Origin of the sequence: Paenibacillus sp. FSL R7-0272, from assembly GCF_037969905.1 — a bacterium.
GTDB lineage: Bacteria > Bacillota > Bacilli > Paenibacillales > Paenibacillaceae > Paenibacillus > Paenibacillus polysaccharolyticus.
In genome coordinates this window covers 3153262-3175190 of the sequence record NZ_CP150221.1, presented here as the reverse complement: position 1 = coordinate 3175190, position 21929 = coordinate 3153262, and the positions used below count along the sequence as shown (strand labels likewise).

Genomic DNA, 21929 nt, shown 5'->3' with positions numbered 1-21929 from the left:
GAAACTGTACATTGTTCTTTAAAAAGTATATCGAACCATCATTTAACTTCAGACTCATCTCCATCAAGCGGGAGCCTGATTTGTATACACGTCCCCTTGCTTTCCTCTGAATGGATAGAAAAAGAGAATCGATCCCTATAACAAAGTTTCAACCGGCTATAGGCATTTTTCATCCCTACATGCTCACCCATATCCATATTCTGTTCCAGATATCCTACCAATTCTTTCAATCTTGCTGCGGACATGCCAATACCGTTATCCTCCAGCCCGATATGAAGATTCTGACCCTCCAATTGAACAACAAGCCGAATAATGCCTTCACCCGGTGTAGATTCAATGCCATGTATGCTGGCGTTTTCCACGAATGGCAAGATGACCATTTTTGGTATCCGGTACTTTAACGCTTCAGGATCAGCTTCAATATAATACTGGAGTTTTTCCCCAAAGCGATACTTCTGGATTTGCAAAAAGCTGTCGATTAGCTCCAGTTCCTCCTTCACGGTCACGTCATGCTGATTCCAGCTAATGGACTTACGGAACATTTTTGCCATATGATGCACAATCTTAGCGGTCTCTTTCTCGCCCTTGATCAGGCTCCGCATTCGCACAGATTCAAGCGTGTTAAACAGGAAATGCGGATTAATCTGACTATGTAATGCATGAAGCTGCGCCTGCTGCTGTTTAAGCTCCAGGTCTTTTTTTTGAATATCCGCTAGATATACTTCATCAATAAGATTCCGAATCGTCTCGGTCATCCGGTTGAATTCGGTTGTCAATTGTCCAATCTCGTCCCTTGCATCTTCAGGAGGAATGGTCTGAAAATTTTGTGTTTTTACTTTTTTCATATGTTTGAGAATACGTACCAGTCTGACGTGAATGGAGCGGGACATCGCCGCAATGATAATCGAAGGCAACACGAAATTGATACATGCCAGCCAGACGACGAAGGATCGTGATTTACGAACTTCCTGTAACACGATTTCCTCATCCATCACACCTTGCAGGGACCACCCTTCCAAATAGTTAATGCCAGAATAGACACGATCAAATCGAATGGTTTTATTGGGGAATTCCATTTTTCCGTAAAGCTGTCCAATTGAAACATTCTCTGTGCTTATATCATTCGAAAAGCGAATATGGCCTCCTGGATCAACCAAATACACTTTGCCATCAAAACCGCTGTTGCGAAATTGCTCTTGGAGTAGATCCATATTAAAGTCAATTTTGAGTAATTGTTCGATACCGCCCGTGTCCTGATTGTTTAACCGCTGGATGAGGCTTAACATCTGATCGGTTGCAATCAAGGTTGGATAAGGTACAACATTATCCTGTAATTGCTTATACCAGCTCGTGCTGCGAACCGCTTCATTTAAGTGTTCAATGTAGCCTGAGGACAAAATCGTTGGATTATCGGTATACACTTGGTACCAACGAATGCCTTGACTCAGTTGACCGGAAAACTCTCCTTTGAGATAGGAGTTATATGCCCGAATATACTCCGAGTTACTTTCAAACGAACGAGATAACGTGTCATTGAATACAGGATCAGCATAGAGCGAATACGACAGACCTACCCCCTGGTCAATCGTCACACGTAATTCGTTCTTCAGATTGTTTAACGCCATTCCGGCATCACGAGATTTCTGGTTACGGATATTGGCTGTGGTTACTTGATAGAAAACGACATTCGTCACAACAATCGGAATGAACACCGATAACACGTACATCAGCAACAATTTGTCCCGAAGCTTCATGTAGTTCCACTTCCACCTGATCATTGGGCCCCCCGCTGTCCATCCTCTTTGAGAAGATTACGGTAGGCTGTTGGCGTCATATTAACGATTTTCTCAAACTGGGTCACAAAATAATCCGCATTCTGAAATCCGATACGAGCCGCCACCTCATACATTCGCAGATCCGTCTGGCGAAGCAACTTCTGGGCTTCCTGAACCCGAAGATTCAGCAGATACTCATTAAAATACTGGTTGTAACTTTTACGGAAAAGTCGACCCAGATAGACCGGATTCATATAGAACTGGGCCGCTATACTTTTGAGACTGATATTCTCCATGTAATGGGAATCGATATATCGTTTGATCTTGTTGATATCTCCTTTGGACTGCTCCATCCGCAGTTGCGCAATATACTCCTCTGCTTCCTCCAATGCAGTCAAAAATGCAATTTTCAATAGTCGCAAATTCCATCCATCCTGACCTTGCTCAGCTAATAACTTGAGTTTCTGTAACCCTGCGTCCGTACCTCCCATTTCATGCACAACCGCGAGTATGCCCGTAATGCAACGCAACAGAGAACCTGTAACTGCCTGAGTAGAAAACCGGCGAGAGTGAAACTTGTTAAACATATCGTGCACAATCTCATGACAAGCCTCACGATTTCGCTCTTCCAGACTTAGAATTAGGGGATCAACCTCTTCCTGATTTATGTTAAATACGTATAACGCTTTATCCTTCACTTCTGCATAATGGACAACACTTCCAGGCTCTGCAAATTTATGCTTGGATGCTTCCTCTGCTTCCGCATAAGACCGAGGTGCATCGCTCATGTCATCTATTAATGTACCTGCGTACAAGCCTACATCTGCGCCAAGGTGGTCGCTGAGCATGTTTTGAATCCATTGAATTTTATCGACTACACGTTGTTTTGGTGAGGGTTCCTTCAATAGAACAATCAAGGCAAATCTACCTAGCTGTTCCTCAATAACGTATAGGTTGAACCGATGATCCGCCAACGAATGAAGGATTTCATTAACCTGGTGAAGAGTCACTTTCCGGTGCTCTGAGCCTGTTTGTAATTCAAACAGCACAATGATCAATGACGTCTGATGGTCAATACCTAACATTTCTGCATACCGGATCTCATCTTCTTTTCGAATCTGACCCTTGATCATATCTTTTAACATAATTCGACTGGCTTGTCCTTCCTCCAAAAATGCATGTTTTCGCTTATTCTGGATCAGGTTAGCCGCCTTTTGCAGCGTTGCGGTCATTTCTTCGTCATCAATCGGCTTGAGGATGTAATCCTGGACACCGTACCTTATTGCTTGTTGTGCATACTTGAAATCATGGTAACCGCTAATGATAATAAACACAGGCTCTAGCGTAGGTGACTTGTCAACGGCACGGATGAGCTCGAGTCCATCCAGAATAGGCATTCGGATATCGGTAATAATGACATCAGGATGTAGACACTCCGCCTTATTCAGCGCCTCCAGTCCATTCTCTGCTTCCCCCGCAATCTCCATGCCAAGACTGTGCCAATCAATCAGTTCATGCATTCCTTTACGGATATACATCTCATCGTCGACCAGAAGTACTTTTAACATATGATCTGCCCCTTCCCTTCAAGCGAAAATCGTTGAATGAAATCAACAAAAAACGGTATATTCCAATTATAATTAGAAACCGCTTACAATTCTGCAGCTATTTATACAAGATGGTTCTCATTCTATCCTTTGCCGTGAGCAAATTCATTGCGTGAATCGTTGATTTTATTGCGCGAAAGTACAGACATCAGCTTCATAATATAAAAAAAGCGAAACAGAACCGAGTTTAACCCGGACGTTTCGCTTAAGAAATAGAGGTGAATTTTATGCTATATCCTTATCCTTCTAATCAAGAGGTTACTTTCCACTTTTCCCCTTTTAAAATAATTGAATCTTGTGCACTCTGAAAATTCAGTTCTATATGTTGATCCAGATAAGAAACGCTGACTTTACTTGCCTCGCTTGCACGTATGCTGGCATGAAGCAACTTCCCTTCGCTCCATTCCATATCCACTTCAAATCCGCCGCGCGCTCGCAGCCCTCGAACGGAACCTGTAGGCCATGCTTTTGGCAACGCAGGAAGTAAACGAATCTCACCGCCGTGACTCTGGAGCAACATTTCGGCTATGCCTGCCGTACCTCCAAAGTTTCCATCAATCTGAAACGGAGGATGATCACAGAATAAATTAGGCAGTGTCGAGGAACGAAGCAGCTCCATAACGTTATCATGTGCCTGTTCAGCCTGCTCCAGTCTGGCCCACATGTTCAGAATCCAGGCCCGACTCCAGCCTGTATGTCCGCCGCCATGCTGAAGTCTGCGATCCAGCGTAACACGAGCGGCCTTTGCCAGATCAGGCGTCGCTTTCGGAGTAATCTGTGATCCCGGATGCAGCGCAAACAAATGTGATATGTGTCTATGACCTGGTTCAAGTTCATCGTAATCCTTGCTCCATTCTTGAATCTGTCCGTGTTTTCCCATAGCGATATCCGGAATGCGAGTTAATGCTTCTTGTAACTGTGATGCAAATTCCTGATCTTGTTGCAAAATGTGTGTACTATAAATACACCGCGTGAACAACTCCCGAATAATCTGGTTATCCATCGATGCCCCATAACAAAGCGCACCCGACTCACCATTATCCAGGATATAGATATTTTCCGGTGAGGATGAAGGACATATCGTGAGATTCCCCTCCGGGTCTTGTACAAGGAAATCCAGAATAAACAAAGCTGCCTCTTTCATCGTTTCATATACTTTTTTCAAAAAAATCTTGTCCCTACCGTATTCATAATGATCCCACAGGTGAAGAGACAACCACGCGCCGCCCATCGTCCAGAAGGTCGACGTTAGACATACATCCTGCGGGGCAGGATCTGCCCATATGTCAGAATTATGATGTGCTACAAATCCGCTACAGCCATACATCTTGCTGGCCGTTTCCCTTCCACGTTCCTGTAGTCGCTCGATAAAATCAAATAACGGGATGTGACACTCCGGCAGATTACAACTCTCGGCTGGCCAATAGTTCATTTCTGTATTGATATTAATGGTGTATTTACTATCCCATACCGGAAGCATGTCTTTGTTCCATATGCCCTGCAGATTGGCAGGTAACGAACCGGGCCGGCTGCTGGAGATTAGCAAGTATCGCCCGAACTGGAAGTACAAACTTACGAGTTCAGGATCATCACCGCCTGCTCTAAGACGCTCGATTCGTTGATTCATCGGCAGAGTCATATAACTGGTATCTGTGTGTCCACCTTCCAGATGCAGATCCATTCGTTTGAACAGCGCCTGATAGTCAGTGATATGATCCTGAAGTAACTGATCATACTTTTTGGCGGAGGCCGCATCTATTCTTCGTAAACATTCTGCCTCCAAATCTTCCTTGTCATAACGAAAATCAGTGCATGCTGCGATCAGCACGGTGGCGGAATCAGCATTTAAAAGTGACATTTGACCACTCGAATACTGAAGTTCTCCTTGTTCGTGCATGATCCGAATCGCACAACAAAAACGAATCCCACCTTCTCCCCCGCTTCTTCCCCGGACGATCAGTTCACCATTGCTGCGCTGTTCGATTCGATCGATCAACGATTGGAACCCGACCGGATGTCTTAGCGCTCCCGATAACGGCGACCATTGTAACACGGAACCTCTGCCGAACAACGCTGTGAATGATAATTCACCTGGCACGCTACTAGAGAGACGGACTGCTATGACCTGATCAGGATAACTTGAAAAATATTCTCGCTTGTATTGTGTGTTACCTGATGTGTACTGAACGCTAGCGATCCCTTGTTCCAAATCAAGATATCTCTGATACTCTGCTGTCTCTTCGTCTGCATGATGCATGGCTACATAGAAGTCACCAAGCGGCTCGTAATGTCGTTGCCCATCAGGCACACCCACTAATGAGGTTAACGCTAGTTCCTCTGCCTGCCGAATCTGGCTTTGAAACAGAAGTTCCCTTATGTTATCCAGTGATTGAAGTGAATGCGGGTTGTTCCGCTCCATCGGTCCGCCGTACCAAAGGCTATCTTCATTTAACTGTACTCTCTCTAGATGTGTTTTTCCAAATACCATACCACCGAGGGTTCCGTTTCCAATCGGAAAGGCTTCTTCCCACTGCTCCGCGGCGTGATCAAACCAAATTTTATTCGTATTCATCATTATACCTCCAACGAGAGATGCCAAGGTTCACTGCTGCACTAGCAGCATGACGAACAGGACTCAGTATGACCCATCTTACAGGCCGTATAATCAGTTTACTTTGTTCACCCGGCTTCGTTGAATGAAGAAAACTAACCTAAACCTTCACAATGCTAACCCGTTTGGAGGCATGATCGTATCTATTCAATCGCTGGAGGTGACTTGATCCCAGTAGTCACCAACGAGACCTTCGATGATGGAGCCGCTGGCCCACGGCATCAGACAGAACCAGGTGCTTGCCGGCGTACCATCGGCATAAGTCTCCGTAACGAGTCCTTGCGAGTGACAAAAGCGCTCGGACATCCATCCTTTTTTGCCATAACCATATTCACCATCAACACGATTATAGGTTTGACAGCCCCAAGCGACCGTATCATTCATACGCTGACGGATATAGTCATCCTCACGTTGCTGAAGATAATATAAAAGCTCATCGACGAGATTGCTCGACATGGGATGAATGTGCGGATTAGCTACCGAAGTGACGCTTCCCCCCGAACTTGACCAGTTCAATGTACTTAGCGGCGGAATCTGCACTGGCGAGTTATAACAAAATTTAAAACTGAACTCGTAGCTGATGGCGTCTCTCATATGATTAAGGAACGTCTCCTCACCGGAGAGTGCATGCAAGAAACGGAGAGCTTTGATATATGCCAGAATGCCTTCCGAATCCACTGCTTTGTCCGCATCAAGCGGAGCACCGTAACATTCCATCTGTTTCACATAGGCATTGTAATAATGTGTTTCACTGCGTCTCATTTCCTCCAAATCGGATAAATCATTGATCAACCAGCTGTAATAAGCTTTCGCAGCAAGACACCACGCCCCGCTAAAAGCGTCATACTCCAGGCCTGCACCCGTGCGCTCGGATAATATCGTCGGATATTCGCCATCCGCATTTTTGCTCCGTTCCAGGCATTCAAGTACTTGCTTCACATAGGCGAGCCAGTCATCATGTCTAATCTGCCTTATGCGACATTCATAGTCATAACATTTGAGGATATAAAACATGGCTTGTGCAACGAGATAGGATGAGTGACCTGGTGTACGCATACCGTCAAACCACCAGCCTTTAATGCTCCATTTTCCATCCTGATAAGCATCATACGGAAGTCCTGACTCGGAATTCATCGCATTTTCGATAATGTTTGTGATACAGGACAAAGCCTGCTGACGCATGGGTTCATCGTTCTGACGCAATGCTGCAAGCAGCATGGGGGTTGCAATGGTCATGCCATTGGTCCAACTGATCGAGATGATTTTGTTATATCGATACCCCCCGCTCTCTGCGTCTTCGTACACAAAAGTAGAATAGTGACGGTCATCTGGAAGCCACGCGTAGTCTCGAACAGCAGCGGACATGTCGGATACGGCTGTGCGGATGTCGCTTCCTTGTCTAGGGTGTTCATGGTACTTTTGGTAGACATGCTCTAATGCAGGGTTAATACCCAAGGGCGAAGAGGATTCATAATCATATAATTCAAGGGTGAACGCCACCGATTCTCCTGCTTCCAACACAAAGACGCTCTCTGCCAAGGCTGAGCGCTCGTGCACAAGTCTTGATTTGATAAACAGCAACGGAGCATTCTCATACCCTAAGGTATAACCAACGGTGCCTTTCTCTATTGAACATGTGAAACCTCCATATTGTAGAAAAGTTCCTGTTTGACCCGGATACCACGGCTGCTTCTGTCCACTATGCTTGCTTTCCACCCAATATGGGCTTGCGCTGAGCCCGGCAATTCGGCCCGAATCATATACAAGTGCAGCCGGATGCGATAAACGATCGCTTCGAACCATCCACCACGGGGATGAAGGACGGGAAGGTGTTCCTTCACGAATTCTTGGAAATTCGTTAGGTACATTTTGGGGGGCTTCTCCCCGATTACGACCATACATAAAGGCAGGCAGAAAAAATCTGGGCTGCTGTTTGTCAAAAGCAAGTTCTACATGAATCACTCCACTCCACCGTTGACTGCCTTCATTCTTAATGGTAATCTGTGCCTGCTTTGGATCATCTGCACTTCCTGTCCCGGCACTCATATTTACGTTAGTCTGAAGATTATGCGTTCTCATTCCAGTATAGGCTGTCCCTTCCTGCCTTCTACTGCGTGCGGTAAAGATCAGTTCCATACAATCCTCCCTTTCTGTTTTCCCTACTCCTTCAGAAAACGCTTGCAAATTTTAAACCAAGATGCTAGGATGGTACCATTTTATAGGTTCAGGTTCGCAATTTCATTGCTTAGATCGTGATATTTATTGCGCCAAACGATTAGGAGGCTTTCATGATATGAATGAATCTCAGGAGTACCAGTATGATCCCATTCAGTTGGATCTGCTGTATCTGCATCGTGTCACGACCTACAATATGGGCACATTCTACCATCGGCATAATGGGTATGAGCTGTACATTTTTCTTCGCGGCAATGTGAATTTCTATATTGAGAATCGATGTTACCATCTGGAGCGAGGTGATCTTATTGTTTTAAGTCCAGAGGAAATGCATCGGTCTTTTGCACTCGACAAGAATGAATATGAACGAATCACAATTAATCTGCAAAAATCATATCTTAATCGATTATCCACATCATCTACCAACCTCTCTGCCTGTTTTGATCATCGGCCTAAAGGTAAGGGCAATATCATTCATTTGAATGAAGAAGAGTTAGAGCAATTTCTCAAACTTACAACCCAAGTGGAGCAAATGTTGCTAATCTCAGACTACGGTGCGGATATTATGAGAAATATGCTGATCGCCCGACTGCTTCTTATGACCAATCTGACTTTTAAACATACAAATTTTGTGCCCACCGACATTATGCCTGAACTGGTTCGTAATGCGATGGAATATATCGAAACGAATCTGACCGAATCTCTCACACTACAGCAATTATCAGAAAAACTATTTACCAACAGCAGTTATATCAGCCGTCAATTCAAAAAACATACCGGACTAACGATTCGAAACTATATACTTAACCGCCGCATCGAGCTCGCCCAAAACTGTTTATCGGAAGGTATGAGTATTACCGAGGCCTGTTATCATTCCGGATTCGGCGATTATGCCAACTTTATTCGCACTTTTACCAAGATGGTCGGAACATCGCCCGGCAAGTTTGCACGCAAACCTTCAGATCCAGAACTTAAATGATAGATAAATAGTGAACATAAGTGTACATTGAGCAGAGTATTCAAGATTGGAGGAAAGCGATGGATATTATAAAAGGGACCTATGGTTTTCGATTCGCTGAAGATCGTGAACTTGAGCTATGCAAGCTGTATGCAACGGGGAGCGATATCATTACTGATCCGTCGTATTACTGGGATGGGCTGGAACGAACGGATGGTCCTCTTCTTTTATTTCAGTACACCCTTGCGGGAGAAGGTATTTATGAAACAAATGACCGTACATACCGTGTGACCTCCGGACAGGCTTTTCTTACTGAGATCCCGAGCGCTCATCGATATTATTATCATCCAGAGTCTGATGAGCCATGGCATTTCATCTTCCTACTATTCCGTCCTGATCTCATTCAGGCTCATTGGCAGAAGTTTGTGCGAGAAGCAGGTGAGGTCGCTTTTCTCTCCATGGATTCTGCTCCCATCCGTCTGCTGCGAATGATTGTAACGGATGCGGCGGCAGGAAGGATAACGGACCCTTTGATTGCCTCATCCAGTGTGTATCAGTTCATGACAGAGCTTGTTCGTTTACAGACGACAACACGCCATAATCGGGAGAACTGGCCGGAACATATTCAGCAGGCTACGAAGTACATGGAAACCGATTACGCCAGTATGATCAGCGTGGATCAGCTTGCAGATCGTGTTGCTCTATCCAAATACCACTTTATTCGCAGATTCTCGGCTAGCACAGGTCACACTCCAGGTGCCTATCTTACCCGCGTTCGAATCGAGAAAGCGATGGAGTTGCTTCGCGGCACGACATTAAGCATTGAACAGATTGCGGTACAAGTGGGATACTCCAGTGGAAGTTATTTTATCAAAGCTTTTCGAGGATTAACTGGACTTACACCTGGGGAATTTCGAAGCGGTGGCGAAAGTCTCGTATACCGCAGATTATTTTTTGACTGACCGCAATATATTGCTATTGAAGACTTAACATTACTGTAGATTATTGTATTTTACTTCATTATGATGAATGTGACTGAAGCAATAATTTAAATTACGTCAGGTAAAGGAGCCTTCAAATGGATCATACTCTTGTTGCACCAACACCCCCTCTTGGCTGGAACAGCTGGGACTGCTACGGGGCTGCCGTCACTGAAAAGGAAATTCGCGGTAATGCGGAGTATATGGCTACACACTTGAAAGAATATGGTTGGAGTTACATCACCGTTGATATTCAATGGTATGAACCTCTGGCTAACTCATCGCAATACCGCCCTTTCGTTCCACTGATTATGGATGAATACTCACGTCTGATGCCTGCAGAAAACCGCTTTCCTTCAGCTGCGGATGGTCAGGGATTCAAACCACTTGCTGATTATGTTCACAGTCTGGGACTTAAATTCGGCATTCATATTATGCGCGGAATTCCAAGGCAAGCAGTTCATTCCGACACAGCTCTATTAGGAACAAACTCCACCGCCCGTGAGATCGCTCATACCAACTCCATCTGCCCATGGAATACCGATATGTATGGGGTGGATCACCACAAAGAAGGCGCGCAAGCCTACTATGATTCATTGTTTGAATTGTATGCTTCATGGGGTGTTGATCTGGTCAAAGTGGATGATATCGCTGCCTCCAGATTATATGACACACATCAGCCTGAGATTGAGATGATCTCGAAGGCGATCAAACGTGCCGGACGTCCCATGGTATTAAGTCTGTCTCCCGGTCCTGCCCCCGTGGAATACGCTGAATTTTTCGCGGAACAGGCTAACATGTGGCGGGTAACGGATGATTTCTGGGATCAATGGCCACTTTTGCTAGATATGTTCGACCGCTGCCGTAAGTGGCAGGGCCTTCCTAAGGAGGGATGTTGGCCGGATTGTGATATGTTGCCTCTGGGGCACATTGGTATTCGCTCTGTGGATGGAGGTGGAGCCGATCGGTGGACAAGATTCACTAAGGATGAGCAATTGACGATGATGTCTCTGTGGAGTATCTTCCGTTCTCCTCTCATCTTTGGCGGTGAGTTGCGGGATAACGATGACTGGACGCTGTCCTTGCTGACAAACCGTGAGGTTCTGCGTATGCATCGTGAGAGCCATAGTGCTAGAGAAGCGCTACATCAAGGCGATCTGATCGTATGGACGGCATCTCATGTCGATGGTTCCACTTATGCAGCTGTGTTTAATGTTGGCGAGCAGTCAGTACTCTCAGTGGAACTTAATCTCAATACAATTGGTTTATCCCCTTCTGTTGCAAGCCATGGAATTGAATTATGGAGTGGCGATGTGACAGAAGTTAACGAGGATATTTTACGCACGGATGTGCCTTCGCACGGTGTGCGCCTGTACCGTTTTGCGTGAACCATTTCGCCTGAACCGTTCCATAAAGAAGGGGCCTGTCGTTTATGACAGACCTCTTCTTCTCTATTTCTTTGAAAAAAAAACGGATTGTAACTATTGGCTTGGAAGAGCATTTTCGGCTTTATTAGAACAATGTAGATGATCCATTCATTTGTCCTTCGGGCTTACGATCAAAATGCCATCTATACACAAAAGTCATTACCACAACCAACATGGCAAGCACAATAAATAGATTACTATATACAAATGCAGATGATCGGCTGATAAAAGGATTGAAACGCATCTGCTGTGCTCCCCCGTCGATGACCTTGCCAAGAACGGTTGTAGATACAGAAGCCGCGATGAAATTAAACATCGACAGTAGTCCCATACCAATGCCGACCTGTTCTTTGGGAAGGGTCTGTGCGATCGTATTAGACAGCGCAATTTGCATATATGATTGACCAAGAACCGCCAAGATTAGAAAGGATGAAACGAAAAACAATGACACGCCGGCAGCAAACGATAGACTTATGAAGCCGATAACAAGCATCGTCGAGGCTGTATAAATCAAAAAGACATTGCCTTTATCATCAGCTAACGTTCCTCCTCGTCTTCCCAGTAATGCTGCAATCAGGGCCGATGGTAACATAATTAGACCTGTCAGAGCCGGATAAGCATCATACACATGGGTTAACAGTTGCGGGATAATAAATGGAATGCTAAATCCACATGCAACTAACACAAATGAAATAATCATTCCCCATGTATAGGAGCGGTTGCGAAAAACAGCTGGTTGCACAAACGGTGATGCTGCGTGGAGAATACGAAGGATAAACAAGGCTAAAACTACAATGCCCATTAGCAAATACCACAAATTTAATTGAGTCAGTGCGAGCAAAATGGCTCCAATGCTTACGGCGAGCAGTATGCCTCCGAGATAGTCCATCTTTTCATCCCCTCCCCTCTCATCATTCAAATACTTTCTATAGAAGGGGAGCGTCAACAGCGAAAGTAGCGGAATCGCAAATAGGAACTTCCAATTAAGTGCACTGGATACGAATCCGGCAACAATAGGACCTAACGCAGATCCCAGGGCGATTCCGATCGCAGAAGTACCGAGTGCCTGACCACGCTTGTTTGGCGGAAAATATCGAACTGGTATAATCATGGCCAGAGCTGGAATGACGGCAGCCCCTGCGGCCTGAATCAGACGAGCCAAAATAATCATAAAGTAGGAAGTAGAAAGAATTCCTATAACGGAGCCAGCAGCCAACAATAAGAGTCCAAATGTGATTAAATGTTTAATGCTATATCGATCTGTTAGCTTCCCGTAAGTGACTGTACCAACGGCGTATACAATTAAATATCCGGTAACGATCCAGCTTGTCTCAGAAGCTGACCGTTCGAATTGATCTCCAATGACGGGTAAGACAACATTAAACATCATTCCGTTCATTACGGAGATGATCAAAGTGAAGACAAGCACGCGAAGTAGTGCAGTTTCTTTGCCCGTTGCAGATGTATCCTGGATCTCTAAACTCTCTGCGGTCTTCATCGTTTCCCTCTTTTCCTTACGTTACTAAAAAATACGCAAAATTTACTGTCAGTACTTACTGTCATAATATGACTTAAAATACTAGGGCGTTAGCGCCCTAGTGAACGTCCATACACTTTCGGTAATCACATCTTCTAATGAAAGCCACGGAAAATGTACATGATCCTCCATATGGTTAATAAACAAGCCATAATTCAATGCCATGAAGGAGAAAGCCTGTAATTCAGCGTTGATCTGAATCACCTTGCCTTGCTCGTACATCGTTTGCAGATATCGGGTTAGAAGCTCAAGTAACTGCTGAGGATGTCTTATCGTTCGTGTTCTTAACTCCGGCAAATGATTCATTTCCTTCAGACTGATCATAAACAATTTACGGTTCTTATGCATGATTTCATGATAGGTTCTGCTGACTAACAATAAGTCAGAATGCAGATTCCACACGACTTTTTCCTCAAAAAGTCTTGTCATTTCCTCGACATAATGATATTCGTCAAATGCGCTCTCGAGCAGATTTAGTTTCGTACCAAAATGGCGAAATAACGTCTTCTCACTTACTCCCGCGGTTGAGGCAATCTCCTGCGTTGTAACACTTTTATATCCCTTTACCGAGATCAGCTCAATCGCCGTTAACATTAACTTCTCTCTTGTGTTCCGTTTACTTGAATTGGACATGAAGCTCTCCTTCTGCTCAAATGTCAGTGATCACTGTCATAAAAGAAGGTTACCTTTTGAATCACTCTTTGTCAAGTACTTCAACTCATTTCTGTTCCATCGCCTGCACAGCAAGTTGAAAAGCTCGAATTCTTCTCTCCAGTAAAGTATGTTGCGGTGTTCCAACTGTGGATTTATCCATCATCCGTTTAAGAGAAGGCAGGAGATTATTCATCACATGACGTGCCTCGGATATCTCCAGGCTGCCATAATGTTGATCAGCTCTCCCATTCCAGGTGTGTTCCAATATATACAAACTGACAATTAGCGCATGAAGTCGTTTTTCTAAAACCGATGTATTGGCTTCTTTCCCCAACATGTTCTTGAGAGCGTTCTCCGATTTTCGGATCACGGACTGAAAGGCTTCAATGGATTGTCGTTGTACAGTCTCAGATACGGATTCAATCATGGGCAAATACTCCTTTTCATAAAATTTATAAATGGTTTTATGTAGATGTTATATACAATATATTCACTGTTTCAGGAATCCTATTATAGTCTCTTATGGAATCAATGTACAAAACAAAAAAAGCCGCATATCGCGACTTTTTTTGTTGAACTAAGAAAAAACCGGGATTAGAGCACCTTTTCCAAAAAGCTGATTGTACGTTCGTGCTGCGGTTTGCCGAAGATCTGTTCAGGATTTCCTTCCTCAACAATATATCCGCCATCCATAAAAATAACCCGATCCGCAACTTCGCGGGCAAAGCCCATCTCATGCGTAACAATCATCATCGTCATGCCTTCGCTCGCGAGATCCTTCATGACACCAAGTACTTCCCCAACCATCTCCGGGTCAAGTGCCGATGTAGGCTCATCGAACAACATCACATCCGGGTTCATCGCGAGTGCGCGAGCAATAGCTACGCGTTGCTTCTGTCCGCCAGAGAGCTGGCTTGGAAAGCTCTCCGCTTTGTCTGCCAGACCGACACGGTCAAGCAAGCGAAGCGCGGTTTCCCTAGCCTGTTCTTGATTTAATTTGCCAAGTTCCATCGGCGCAAACATAATATTTTTGAGCACACTGAAGTGTGGAAACAGATTAAAGTGCTGGAATACCATGCCAATGTTCTCCCGAGCTTTGTTAAGATCGGTATCACGACTGTTCAAGTCTTGATCATCGACGATCACACGGCCTGCGGTAATGTCCTCCAGACAATTGATGCAGCGAAGAAATGTACTTTTACCCGAACCGGATGGGCCGATGACACATACAACCTCGCCTTCATTTACAGCCATGTCGATCCCTTTCAGCACCTGATTGGAACCGAAGCTTTTCTTCAGCCCTTCTACTTTAATTTTAGTCACGGCGAATCTTCACCTCCAGATAATCGGCAAGTCTAGTCAGTGCAATAATAACGATCAAGTACATTACAGCTACCGTTAACCATATGTCAAACGAGGATAAGGTTCTGGCAATAATGATTTTACCCGACTGTGTAAGCTCAACCAGCCCGATAACGGACAAGATGGACGTATCCTTAAGCGTAATTACCATCTGGTTAATAAACGAAGGAATCATCACACGAACCGCCTGAGGAATGACAATTTTCATCATCGCTTTGCGATATGGAAGACCTAGTGAACGAGCGGCCTCCATCTGTCCACGATCAATCGATTGAATACCCCCGCGAATAATCTCAGTAACGTAAGCTCCGGCATTTAAGCTCAGCGTCAGAATCGCCGCAAGGAACAGCGGCATCGTAAAGCCAAATGCCTGAGGAATACCGAAGTAAATGAAGAACGCGAGTACAAGCAACGGAATACCACGGAAAATATCAACGAATACGGTGGCAATGCCTCGCAAAACTCTGTTACGTCCTACTTTCATGAAGGCGAAGATCAAACCAATAATAAACGCGAAGAATAGAGACACGATGGTGTATAAAAGTGTATTCCCCAAACCTTTCAACAAGGCTGGAAAAGATTTGTATATAAGTTCCATACGCCCCAATTGTGCAACGGACTCCGCATTGTCACCTATATACTTATCTACAATACGCTTGTATTCACCGCTTTCCTTGATATTAGCAAGGCCTGCGTTAAACTTCTGCAGCAGCTCGGCGTTTTTACCTTTACTTACAGCAAACCCGTAAGGCGCACCTTTTTCTGGTTCTGTAACAACCTTCAGTCCGTTTTTCTGATTCTCCCCATATTTCAACACAGGGAAATCATCAAAACAGGCTGCAGAATTTCCCGTTTTCACATCATCATACATCTGTGCTGAATCATCAAAAGGTACAATGGTAAACCCATACTTTGATGCATTCGCTTCTGCAAAACGATAGCCTTCCGTCCCCGTTTTTACAGCTACCTTTTTACCGCGGAGATCTTCATAGCTTTTTACCGTATCATTGCTCGCTTTAACGCCCATGACAACGCCTGATTCAAAGTACATATCGGAGAAATCAAATTTGGTTTTGCGTTCATCCGTAATACTCATACCTGCAATGACGCCATCCACCTGGTTCGATTCCAGTGCCTGAACGGCAGCGTTAAATCCTAAGGCTTTGATCTCGTATTTAAAATTCTGATCCTTGGCGATTGCTGCCATGATATCCATATCGATGCCGACAAAATCGCCGTTAATTTCCTGAAATTCAAACGGTGCAAAGGTAATGTCGGTACCGATAACATAAGTTTTGCCCGAATCCGACTGTGCCTGCACACTTCCCGTCCAACCTGTAAAGCCGGACACCAGAAGCAGCACCATGGTAAGTATAAGTAATGTAATCCTGTTATTCTTCATATGTCCTCCTCGTCTTGACGTCATGCCATACGTATGTCCCGAATCATGCTAAGGTTATTATTCTCAGCTCTTGACCAATCAATGCTCTTTCTACCCACCTTCATTTTTGTTTCCATGGCATTTCTTCAATCCACTTGTAAAAGTCCTCTTATACTTACCCTGGTGGTCAGGTTGTCGAAACTTAAATTTTAAATTTGAAACATTAAAATGCAAAAAAGCCGCAAAATGCGACTTTTTGGCTATCTTATAGATAAGCATTAATTATAATTCTTAATAACGATCAGCAGTGTTTCAAAAACATATCATTTCGTTTATATCGTGGATTCATGCTTATTTTAACGTGATCTCAAAGACTGATCCTGCTTCACCTGCAAAGACAAGGTAGCCTCTCTCGGGCAGTACCATGGTCGTTTGACCACTGACTACGCTGTGATTCAGACTGGCACCAGACGCATCATACACAACAAATGAACCATCGGAGGGCAAATTCACTTTCATTTCTTTCCCGCGAGCCGCAGCTGGAATCGAGAACCATTTGGCGTAACCATTCGACTGGATCGTCGTTTTGGATTGCTGACCTGCATAGATCGGTTTCACGATATCCTGGTTGGCATATATATTGCCTCCTTGTGACACATACTCCACACCGTCTTGTTTGTAAAAGGTAAATTCCATCGTATCACGACCTGCTACACCCGGAATCTGCAATTGATTCACAGCCTGATCCCCATCTGTAATAGCATTCGTATAAATATAACCTGGTAACTCACTTAACAACTGAATAGGTATCAGCGGCATTGCTGTATTATATAGAGTCGAGGTATGTTTCTCATTCACGAGTACATACGCTTTACCCACACGCGCTTGCCACGCAGCTTTGGCTTCGTCTGACAATAGATTGGCTTGAAGCTTTTCAGCCTTATACTCCGAAGAAGCAAGCTGACCGAGCCCAGGAGCCGATTGATACGAACGTGTCCAAAGATACGTATTTCCGTTATCTTCCTTAACAAATTTCACTTTCTCCGTACCTGCCTCATTCACAAAAGAACCGTCAGCAATATAGGTGTACGTCTGTTTCGGGCTATTTGGTGTCGCTAACATCGACATCGTGAGTTGCCCATTCTCCTGAACATCCAGCTTCATCAACATGTTGGCTCCGCCACCATAGATTCCTGAATGTTTCATCTCTTCCTTCGGCATCTCTGCTTTCACAGGTACTCCATGTGACTTCTCCGGTTTACGCTCCGGAATCAGCTTCTTTTCTTCCAGGCTACTTAGCAACAGCTCTGTTGCAATCAATTGATTCGTTGAACTTGAACCTCCCGAAGATGTAACGGCTGCAGCCATATTATACTCAGGCAATACAATCAGAGAGGAATGATAAGCAATTGTATTTCCGCCTTTAGTCCATGCCTTGATCCCATACTGATTGAACGGAAACAAGTTTACACTATCCCACCCAAGTCCATACGCAATGGATGAATCACCGTCCTCTGGCCACATTCCCCTCTTGTACTCTTCCTGTCCGGTAGCTTTCGCTGATTCTTCGGAAAGAACACCATTCTTCTCGTTCGTGAATACTTGTGACAGCTTCACTAAATCTTCGGCTGTGGAATAGATGCCACCTGAAGCAATCATATTGGTTGTCTCCAAAGGCTGCCGTTCCTTCTTGGGGGAGTATGTCGTTGCCATGTGTTTCACATCGAGCGGATCTTGTGGCGTCTTGGTATGATTCATGCCTAGAGGTGTGGTGATATGACGATGCATGAATTCCGTAAAACTCAACCCGCTGACTCGTTCTACCAGAATCTCAGCTAATGAAAACCCGTCATTACTATAAACCGAGTAAGCTCCAGGATCTGCCTTCAAATGTTGTGAGGCTAACTGTTCCAGTAATGTATCATGTGCGTGTGTATCTGGATCTTCGAACAGAATCGCGCTATTACTGGATGTGCCAAGTAATCCCGATGAATGATTTAACAGCATACGTACTGTAATCTGAGCATAACGCTTGTCCTTCATTTTAAATTCAGGAATATAACCCACTACAGGATCGTCCAATTTCACTTTGCCCTCATCCACCAACTTCATGACAGCGGTTGTGAGAAACATTTTACTTGTTGATCCTATGCCATACATGGTGTTTGACGTGAGTGGCACACGATTCTCCGGATCATTAATTCCTGTCTGTCCAGAGAGAACAATCTGCCCTCCATCGATAAGTGCGTACTGTACACTCGCGACACCGTAGATTTCGGTCAGTGTTTTCGTTTTCGCTGCAACTGATTTTTGAGTCAATCCGTAGTCTAGTTTACCTGGAAGCTCGGTAGCATATGCAGCTGTGGGCGTTAACATCGCAAATGCCAAGGTCATGGCAACGATGGACATTCTTTTTTTTCGTGTCAAATTCATCTTCTCCTATTCTGCTCTGTGGTCGTCGTGTATAAGCTGTTACCTAACGCAGTATAAACAAAGAAAATGAACTACCCACGTCCTGAATATGAACTGGAGATGAACAGGAAAAAATATATTCATCGTGATTCATCATTGCAGCTTGAACCATTGTCATGATAATATTTCCTACAATGGAAGGCCCAAATTTTCATTATGTGCTATTAATATACAATCCATAAATTCAACAACAACGGAGTTGTTATGATGTTAAAAGTGAACCGAAATGATGACCGTCCCATCTGGCAGCAGCTGCTTGACCAGGCTATTCACAACATTACAACCGGGAACTGGCCTCCAGGTGAGCTGCTACTTCCGTCACGTGAGTTAGCTGGGCGAATCGGTGTTTCACGATCTACAATTCAGATCGTTTACGAAGAATTATTCAGCCGGGGTTATACAGTAACTTCACGTCGCGGTGGAACAAGAGTCAGTAGCTCGATCCAAGTGCTCCGTTCTTTAGATGAGGAGCCGCAGTCCGGGCCTGTGCCTCCCGTATTGCCTTTAGTACACGAATCCATCACCAAACTGCAGAGTTGGTTTGGAGATCATGATACCATGCAGGTGGATATTGATTTTAACCCTCACGAGCCTTACATCGATGAGACGTTCACCCAATCCTGGAGAAAATCATTTTTGCAGGTATCTGCTGAACCCAACCTCGATATCTGGTCGTATGGCGATGCCAGAGGTTTCCTGCCGCTACGGGAACAGATCCAGCGATACTTGTCATTAGAACGAGGAATTCATATTGAAGCTGATCAGATTTTGTTAACTTCAGGTGCACAGCACAGCATTGATTTGATTGCTCAGGCACTTCTGACTGAAGGAGACAGAGTGTCCGTGGAGGACCCCGGTTTTCCTGCTGCCTGGACCACCATGAAATACCGCGGTATGCAGATCGATGCCGTACCGGTAGATGAGCAGGGACTATGTGTAGATCGCATCCACCCGGAATCGAGGCTCGTATTTGTCACCCCCTCGCACCAATGCGCGACCGGAATCATCATGTCAGAGCCACGAAGACAGCAATTCATGCAGTTGGCTGGAAAACGTGGAATGTGGATTATCGAGGACGATTACGATAGCGAATTCAGATATCGTGGAGACCCTATTCCTACCCTGTTCAGCCAGCTGCCTCAGAATACGCTTTATATGATGAGTTTCTCCAAAATGATTGCGCCCGGTATACGTTTATCCGCAATTATAGGACCTCAAGCAGCGATTGAGCGGCTTACCCAGATTCATGAACTGACTTATCGCCATCTGCCCATAATGGAGCAGCTGACGCTGAATCATTTTATTGAGCGGGGGCAATTCATGCGCCACATGAGAAGGGTTCGTAACATTTACCGCCGCAGACACGAGGTCATGACCAAAGCGATCCATTCTTCCGGTCTTAGTTCGCGTTTTAGATTAAGCGGAGTAGAAACCGGATTACATATCCTTCTTGAAGCAGATGCGTCATGTGATGAAGCAGCAATAACCTCTGCCGCCCGCAAGCAGGGTGTCTGTGTTTATCCGTTGAGCAGATACTGTCTGGAGAGTGATCGTAAGGGGTGGGTATTAGGTTTTGCAAAAGTGGATGAGGAACGAATTGAAGAAGGCATCTCCCGATTTGCCCGCACCGTATAATAACAATTGAATAGAGCCCGCCGGCAATGCTCATGGATAATTAGAGAAGATCGCAGGCGGGCTCTATCTATTTATGAGGTGAACGATGTCCCTGCTTCGTACAAGGGAAACCGTGATGTGATCTCGCGCACACAACCTGATATGTGCTGTTTTACTTTAGTATTCGCTGGATTTTTAAAAGCAAGCGCGATAAGCTCGGCAATTTCTTTCATCTCCCCGGCACCAAGTCCTCTCGTTGTCATGGCAGGCGTTCCAAACCGAATACCGCTTGTAACTAACGGACCTGCTGTATCATGAGGAATCGAATTTTTGTTTGCCGTGATGCCTGCTTCATCCAACATAATTTGAGCGTCTTTACCCGTAAGGCCAACGTTGCGCAGGTCAACGAGTATAAGATGATTATCTGTCCCTCCAGAAACAAGAGTAAGCCCTTCATGGATTAGGGTTTCCGCCATTACTTTCGCATTATTCAGAACGTTTCTCATATAAACAGTGAAATCAGATTGCATTGCTTCCCCAAAAGCGACTGCTTTTCCAGCAATAATATGCATAAATGGCCCACCCTGCGTTCCCGGAAATACAGCTTTATCGATGGCCTGTGCCCAGGATTCTTTACACAAAATAGCACCTCCACGCGGACCTCGCAGCGTCTTATGTGTCGTGGTTGATACAATATGTGCATGCGGTACGGGGTTAGGGTGTAATCCTGCTGCAACAATGCCCGCAATGTGTGCCATATCTACAAACAGTAATGCTCCCACTTCGGAAGCAATTTGAGCAAAAATCTCAAAATCAATACGCCTCGGGTATGCACTCCCGCCTGCAACGATCATTCGTGGACGATGTTTGTGAGCCAGTTTTCGAACTTCATCGAAGTCAATAAGACCTGTTTGTGGATCAACACCATAGGGAACAAAGTGATAAAATCTTCCTGAAAAATTAACAAGATTCCCATGTGTCAGATGACCGCCATGAGCAAGATTCATTCCAAGAATCGTATCTCCCATCTGGACTGAGGCAAAATATACAGCCATATTCGCCTGTGAACCGGAATGAGGCTGCACATTCGCATGTTCAGCACCAAATAATTGTTTCAGTCGCTGATTAGCAATATCCTCTACGGTATCAACATGCTCGCATCCACCATAATATCTTCTGCCCGAATAACCCTCTGCATATTTATTGGTTAATACGCTGGCCGTGGCCTCCATTACGGCTTGGCTCACAAAATTCTCTGAAGCAATCAGTTCTATCGTATCCCTCTGCCTTGCAAGCTCGTGACGGGTTGCTGCTGCCAAAATTTCATCTTGGCTCTCTATATGTTTTAACATTCTGATCATCATCCCTTCCAGGTT

Annotated in this window: 15 protein-coding genes; 4 read left to right on the top strand and 11 right to left on the bottom strand. The window is 44.9% G+C overall.

The window, feature by feature from the left end:
- Nucleotides 1-38 precede the first annotated feature (38 nt).
- The 4 genes from MKY23_RS14055 to MKY23_RS14040 form a co-directional block, all read right to left on the bottom strand.
- The gene (locus tag MKY23_RS14055; RefSeq protein ID WP_154889124.1) at nucleotides 39-1778 is read right to left on the bottom strand and encodes a histidine kinase; all 1740 of its coding nucleotides are present in this window, start codon (nucleotides 1776-1778) and stop codon (nucleotides 39-41) included.
- Nucleotides 1775-3343 carry a response regulator gene (locus MKY23_RS14050; protein WP_339838985.1) on the bottom strand — a complete coding sequence of 523 codons (1569 nt, stop codon included), beginning with the start codon at nucleotides 3341-3343 and terminating at the stop codon, nucleotides 1775-1777. Before MKY23_RS14050 ends, MKY23_RS14055 begins: the two co-directional genes overlap by 4 nt.
- A 289-nt stretch (nucleotides 3344-3632) precedes the next feature.
- Complete coding sequence (locus tag MKY23_RS14045; protein WP_339838982.1) at nucleotides 3633-5957, bottom strand: glycoside hydrolase family 95 protein; 2325 nt, start codon at nucleotides 5955-5957, stop codon at nucleotides 3633-3635.
- Nucleotides 5958-6140: 183 nt separating this feature from the next.
- Nucleotides 6141-8129 (bottom strand): hypothetical protein, encoded by a 1989-nt coding sequence (locus tag MKY23_RS14040; RefSeq protein ID WP_339838979.1) that lies wholly within the window; start codon nucleotides 8127-8129, stop codon nucleotides 6141-6143.
- A gap of 157 nt (nucleotides 8130-8286) precedes the next feature.
- On the opposite strand from MKY23_RS14040, the gene MKY23_RS14035 reads away from it, so the two are divergent.
- From MKY23_RS14035 to MKY23_RS14025, 3 genes are all read left to right on the top strand, one after another.
- Nucleotides 8287-9147, top strand: a complete 861-nt coding sequence (locus MKY23_RS14035) for an AraC family transcriptional regulator (protein ID WP_221788734.1) — start codon at nucleotides 8287-8289, stop codon at nucleotides 9145-9147.
- A 59-nt stretch (nucleotides 9148-9206) separates the two neighbouring features.
- A complete protein-coding gene (locus tag MKY23_RS14030; protein WP_221788732.1) occupies nucleotides 9207-10088 on the top strand; it encodes an AraC family transcriptional regulator in 882 nt (293 codons plus the stop codon).
- Between the two features lie 116 nt (nucleotides 10089-10204).
- Nucleotides 10205-11494, top strand: coding sequence for a glycoside hydrolase family 27 protein (locus MKY23_RS14025; protein WP_221788730.1), 1290 nt, complete (start codon nucleotides 10205-10207; stop codon nucleotides 11492-11494).
- Between the two features lie 124 nt (nucleotides 11495-11618).
- Here MKY23_RS14025 and MKY23_RS14020 read toward each other — a convergent pair whose 3' ends face one another.
- The 6 genes from MKY23_RS14020 to MKY23_RS13995 all read right to left on the bottom strand — a co-directional run bounded on the left by MKY23_RS14020 (nucleotide 11619) and on the right by MKY23_RS13995 (nucleotide 18900).
- Nucleotides 11619-13031: an MFS transporter gene (locus MKY23_RS14020; protein WP_221788728.1), complete on the bottom strand. Its 1413-nt coding sequence runs from the start codon at nucleotides 13029-13031 to the stop codon at nucleotides 11619-11621.
- 81 nt (nucleotides 13032-13112) lie between these two features.
- Nucleotides 13113-13703 (bottom strand): TetR/AcrR family transcriptional regulator, encoded by a 591-nt coding sequence (locus MKY23_RS14015; protein ID WP_221788727.1) that lies wholly within the window; start codon nucleotides 13701-13703, stop codon nucleotides 13113-13115.
- Between the two features lie 85 nt (nucleotides 13704-13788).
- Nucleotides 13789-14151, bottom strand: coding sequence for a hypothetical protein (locus tag MKY23_RS14010; protein ID WP_260510876.1), 363 nt, complete (start codon nucleotides 14149-14151; stop codon nucleotides 13789-13791).
- 167 nt (nucleotides 14152-14318) lie between these two features.
- Nucleotides 14319-15047: an amino acid ABC transporter ATP-binding protein gene (locus MKY23_RS14005; protein ID WP_221788725.1), complete on the bottom strand. Its 729-nt coding sequence runs from the start codon at nucleotides 15045-15047 to the stop codon at nucleotides 14319-14321.
- The gene (locus tag MKY23_RS14000; RefSeq protein ID WP_221788724.1) at nucleotides 15040-16488 is read right to left on the bottom strand and encodes an amino acid ABC transporter substrate-binding protein/permease; all 1449 of its coding nucleotides are present in this window, start codon (nucleotides 16486-16488) and stop codon (nucleotides 15040-15042) included. The genes MKY23_RS14005 and MKY23_RS14000 overlap by 8 nt, the downstream gene beginning before the upstream one ends.
- 330 nt (nucleotides 16489-16818) lie before the next feature.
- Complete coding sequence (locus tag MKY23_RS13995) at nucleotides 16819-18900, bottom strand: serine hydrolase domain-containing protein (RefSeq protein ID WP_336119897.1); 2082 nt, start codon at nucleotides 18898-18900, stop codon at nucleotides 16819-16821.
- A gap of 246 nt (nucleotides 18901-19146) precedes the next feature.
- On the opposite strand from MKY23_RS13995, the gene MKY23_RS13990 reads away from it, so the two are divergent.
- Complete coding sequence (locus MKY23_RS13990) at nucleotides 19147-20574, top strand: PLP-dependent aminotransferase family protein (RefSeq protein ID WP_253500163.1); 1428 nt, start codon at nucleotides 19147-19149, stop codon at nucleotides 20572-20574.
- Nucleotides 20575-20645: 71 nt separating this feature from the next.
- Here the strand turns inward: MKY23_RS13990 and glyA are convergent, their stop codons facing one another.
- On the bottom strand, nucleotides 20646-21905 hold the full coding sequence (gene glyA / locus MKY23_RS13985; protein WP_339838970.1) for a serine hydroxymethyltransferase: 1260 nt from the start codon (nucleotides 21903-21905) through the stop codon (nucleotides 20646-20648).
- Nucleotides 21906-21929 lie beyond the last annotated feature (24 nt).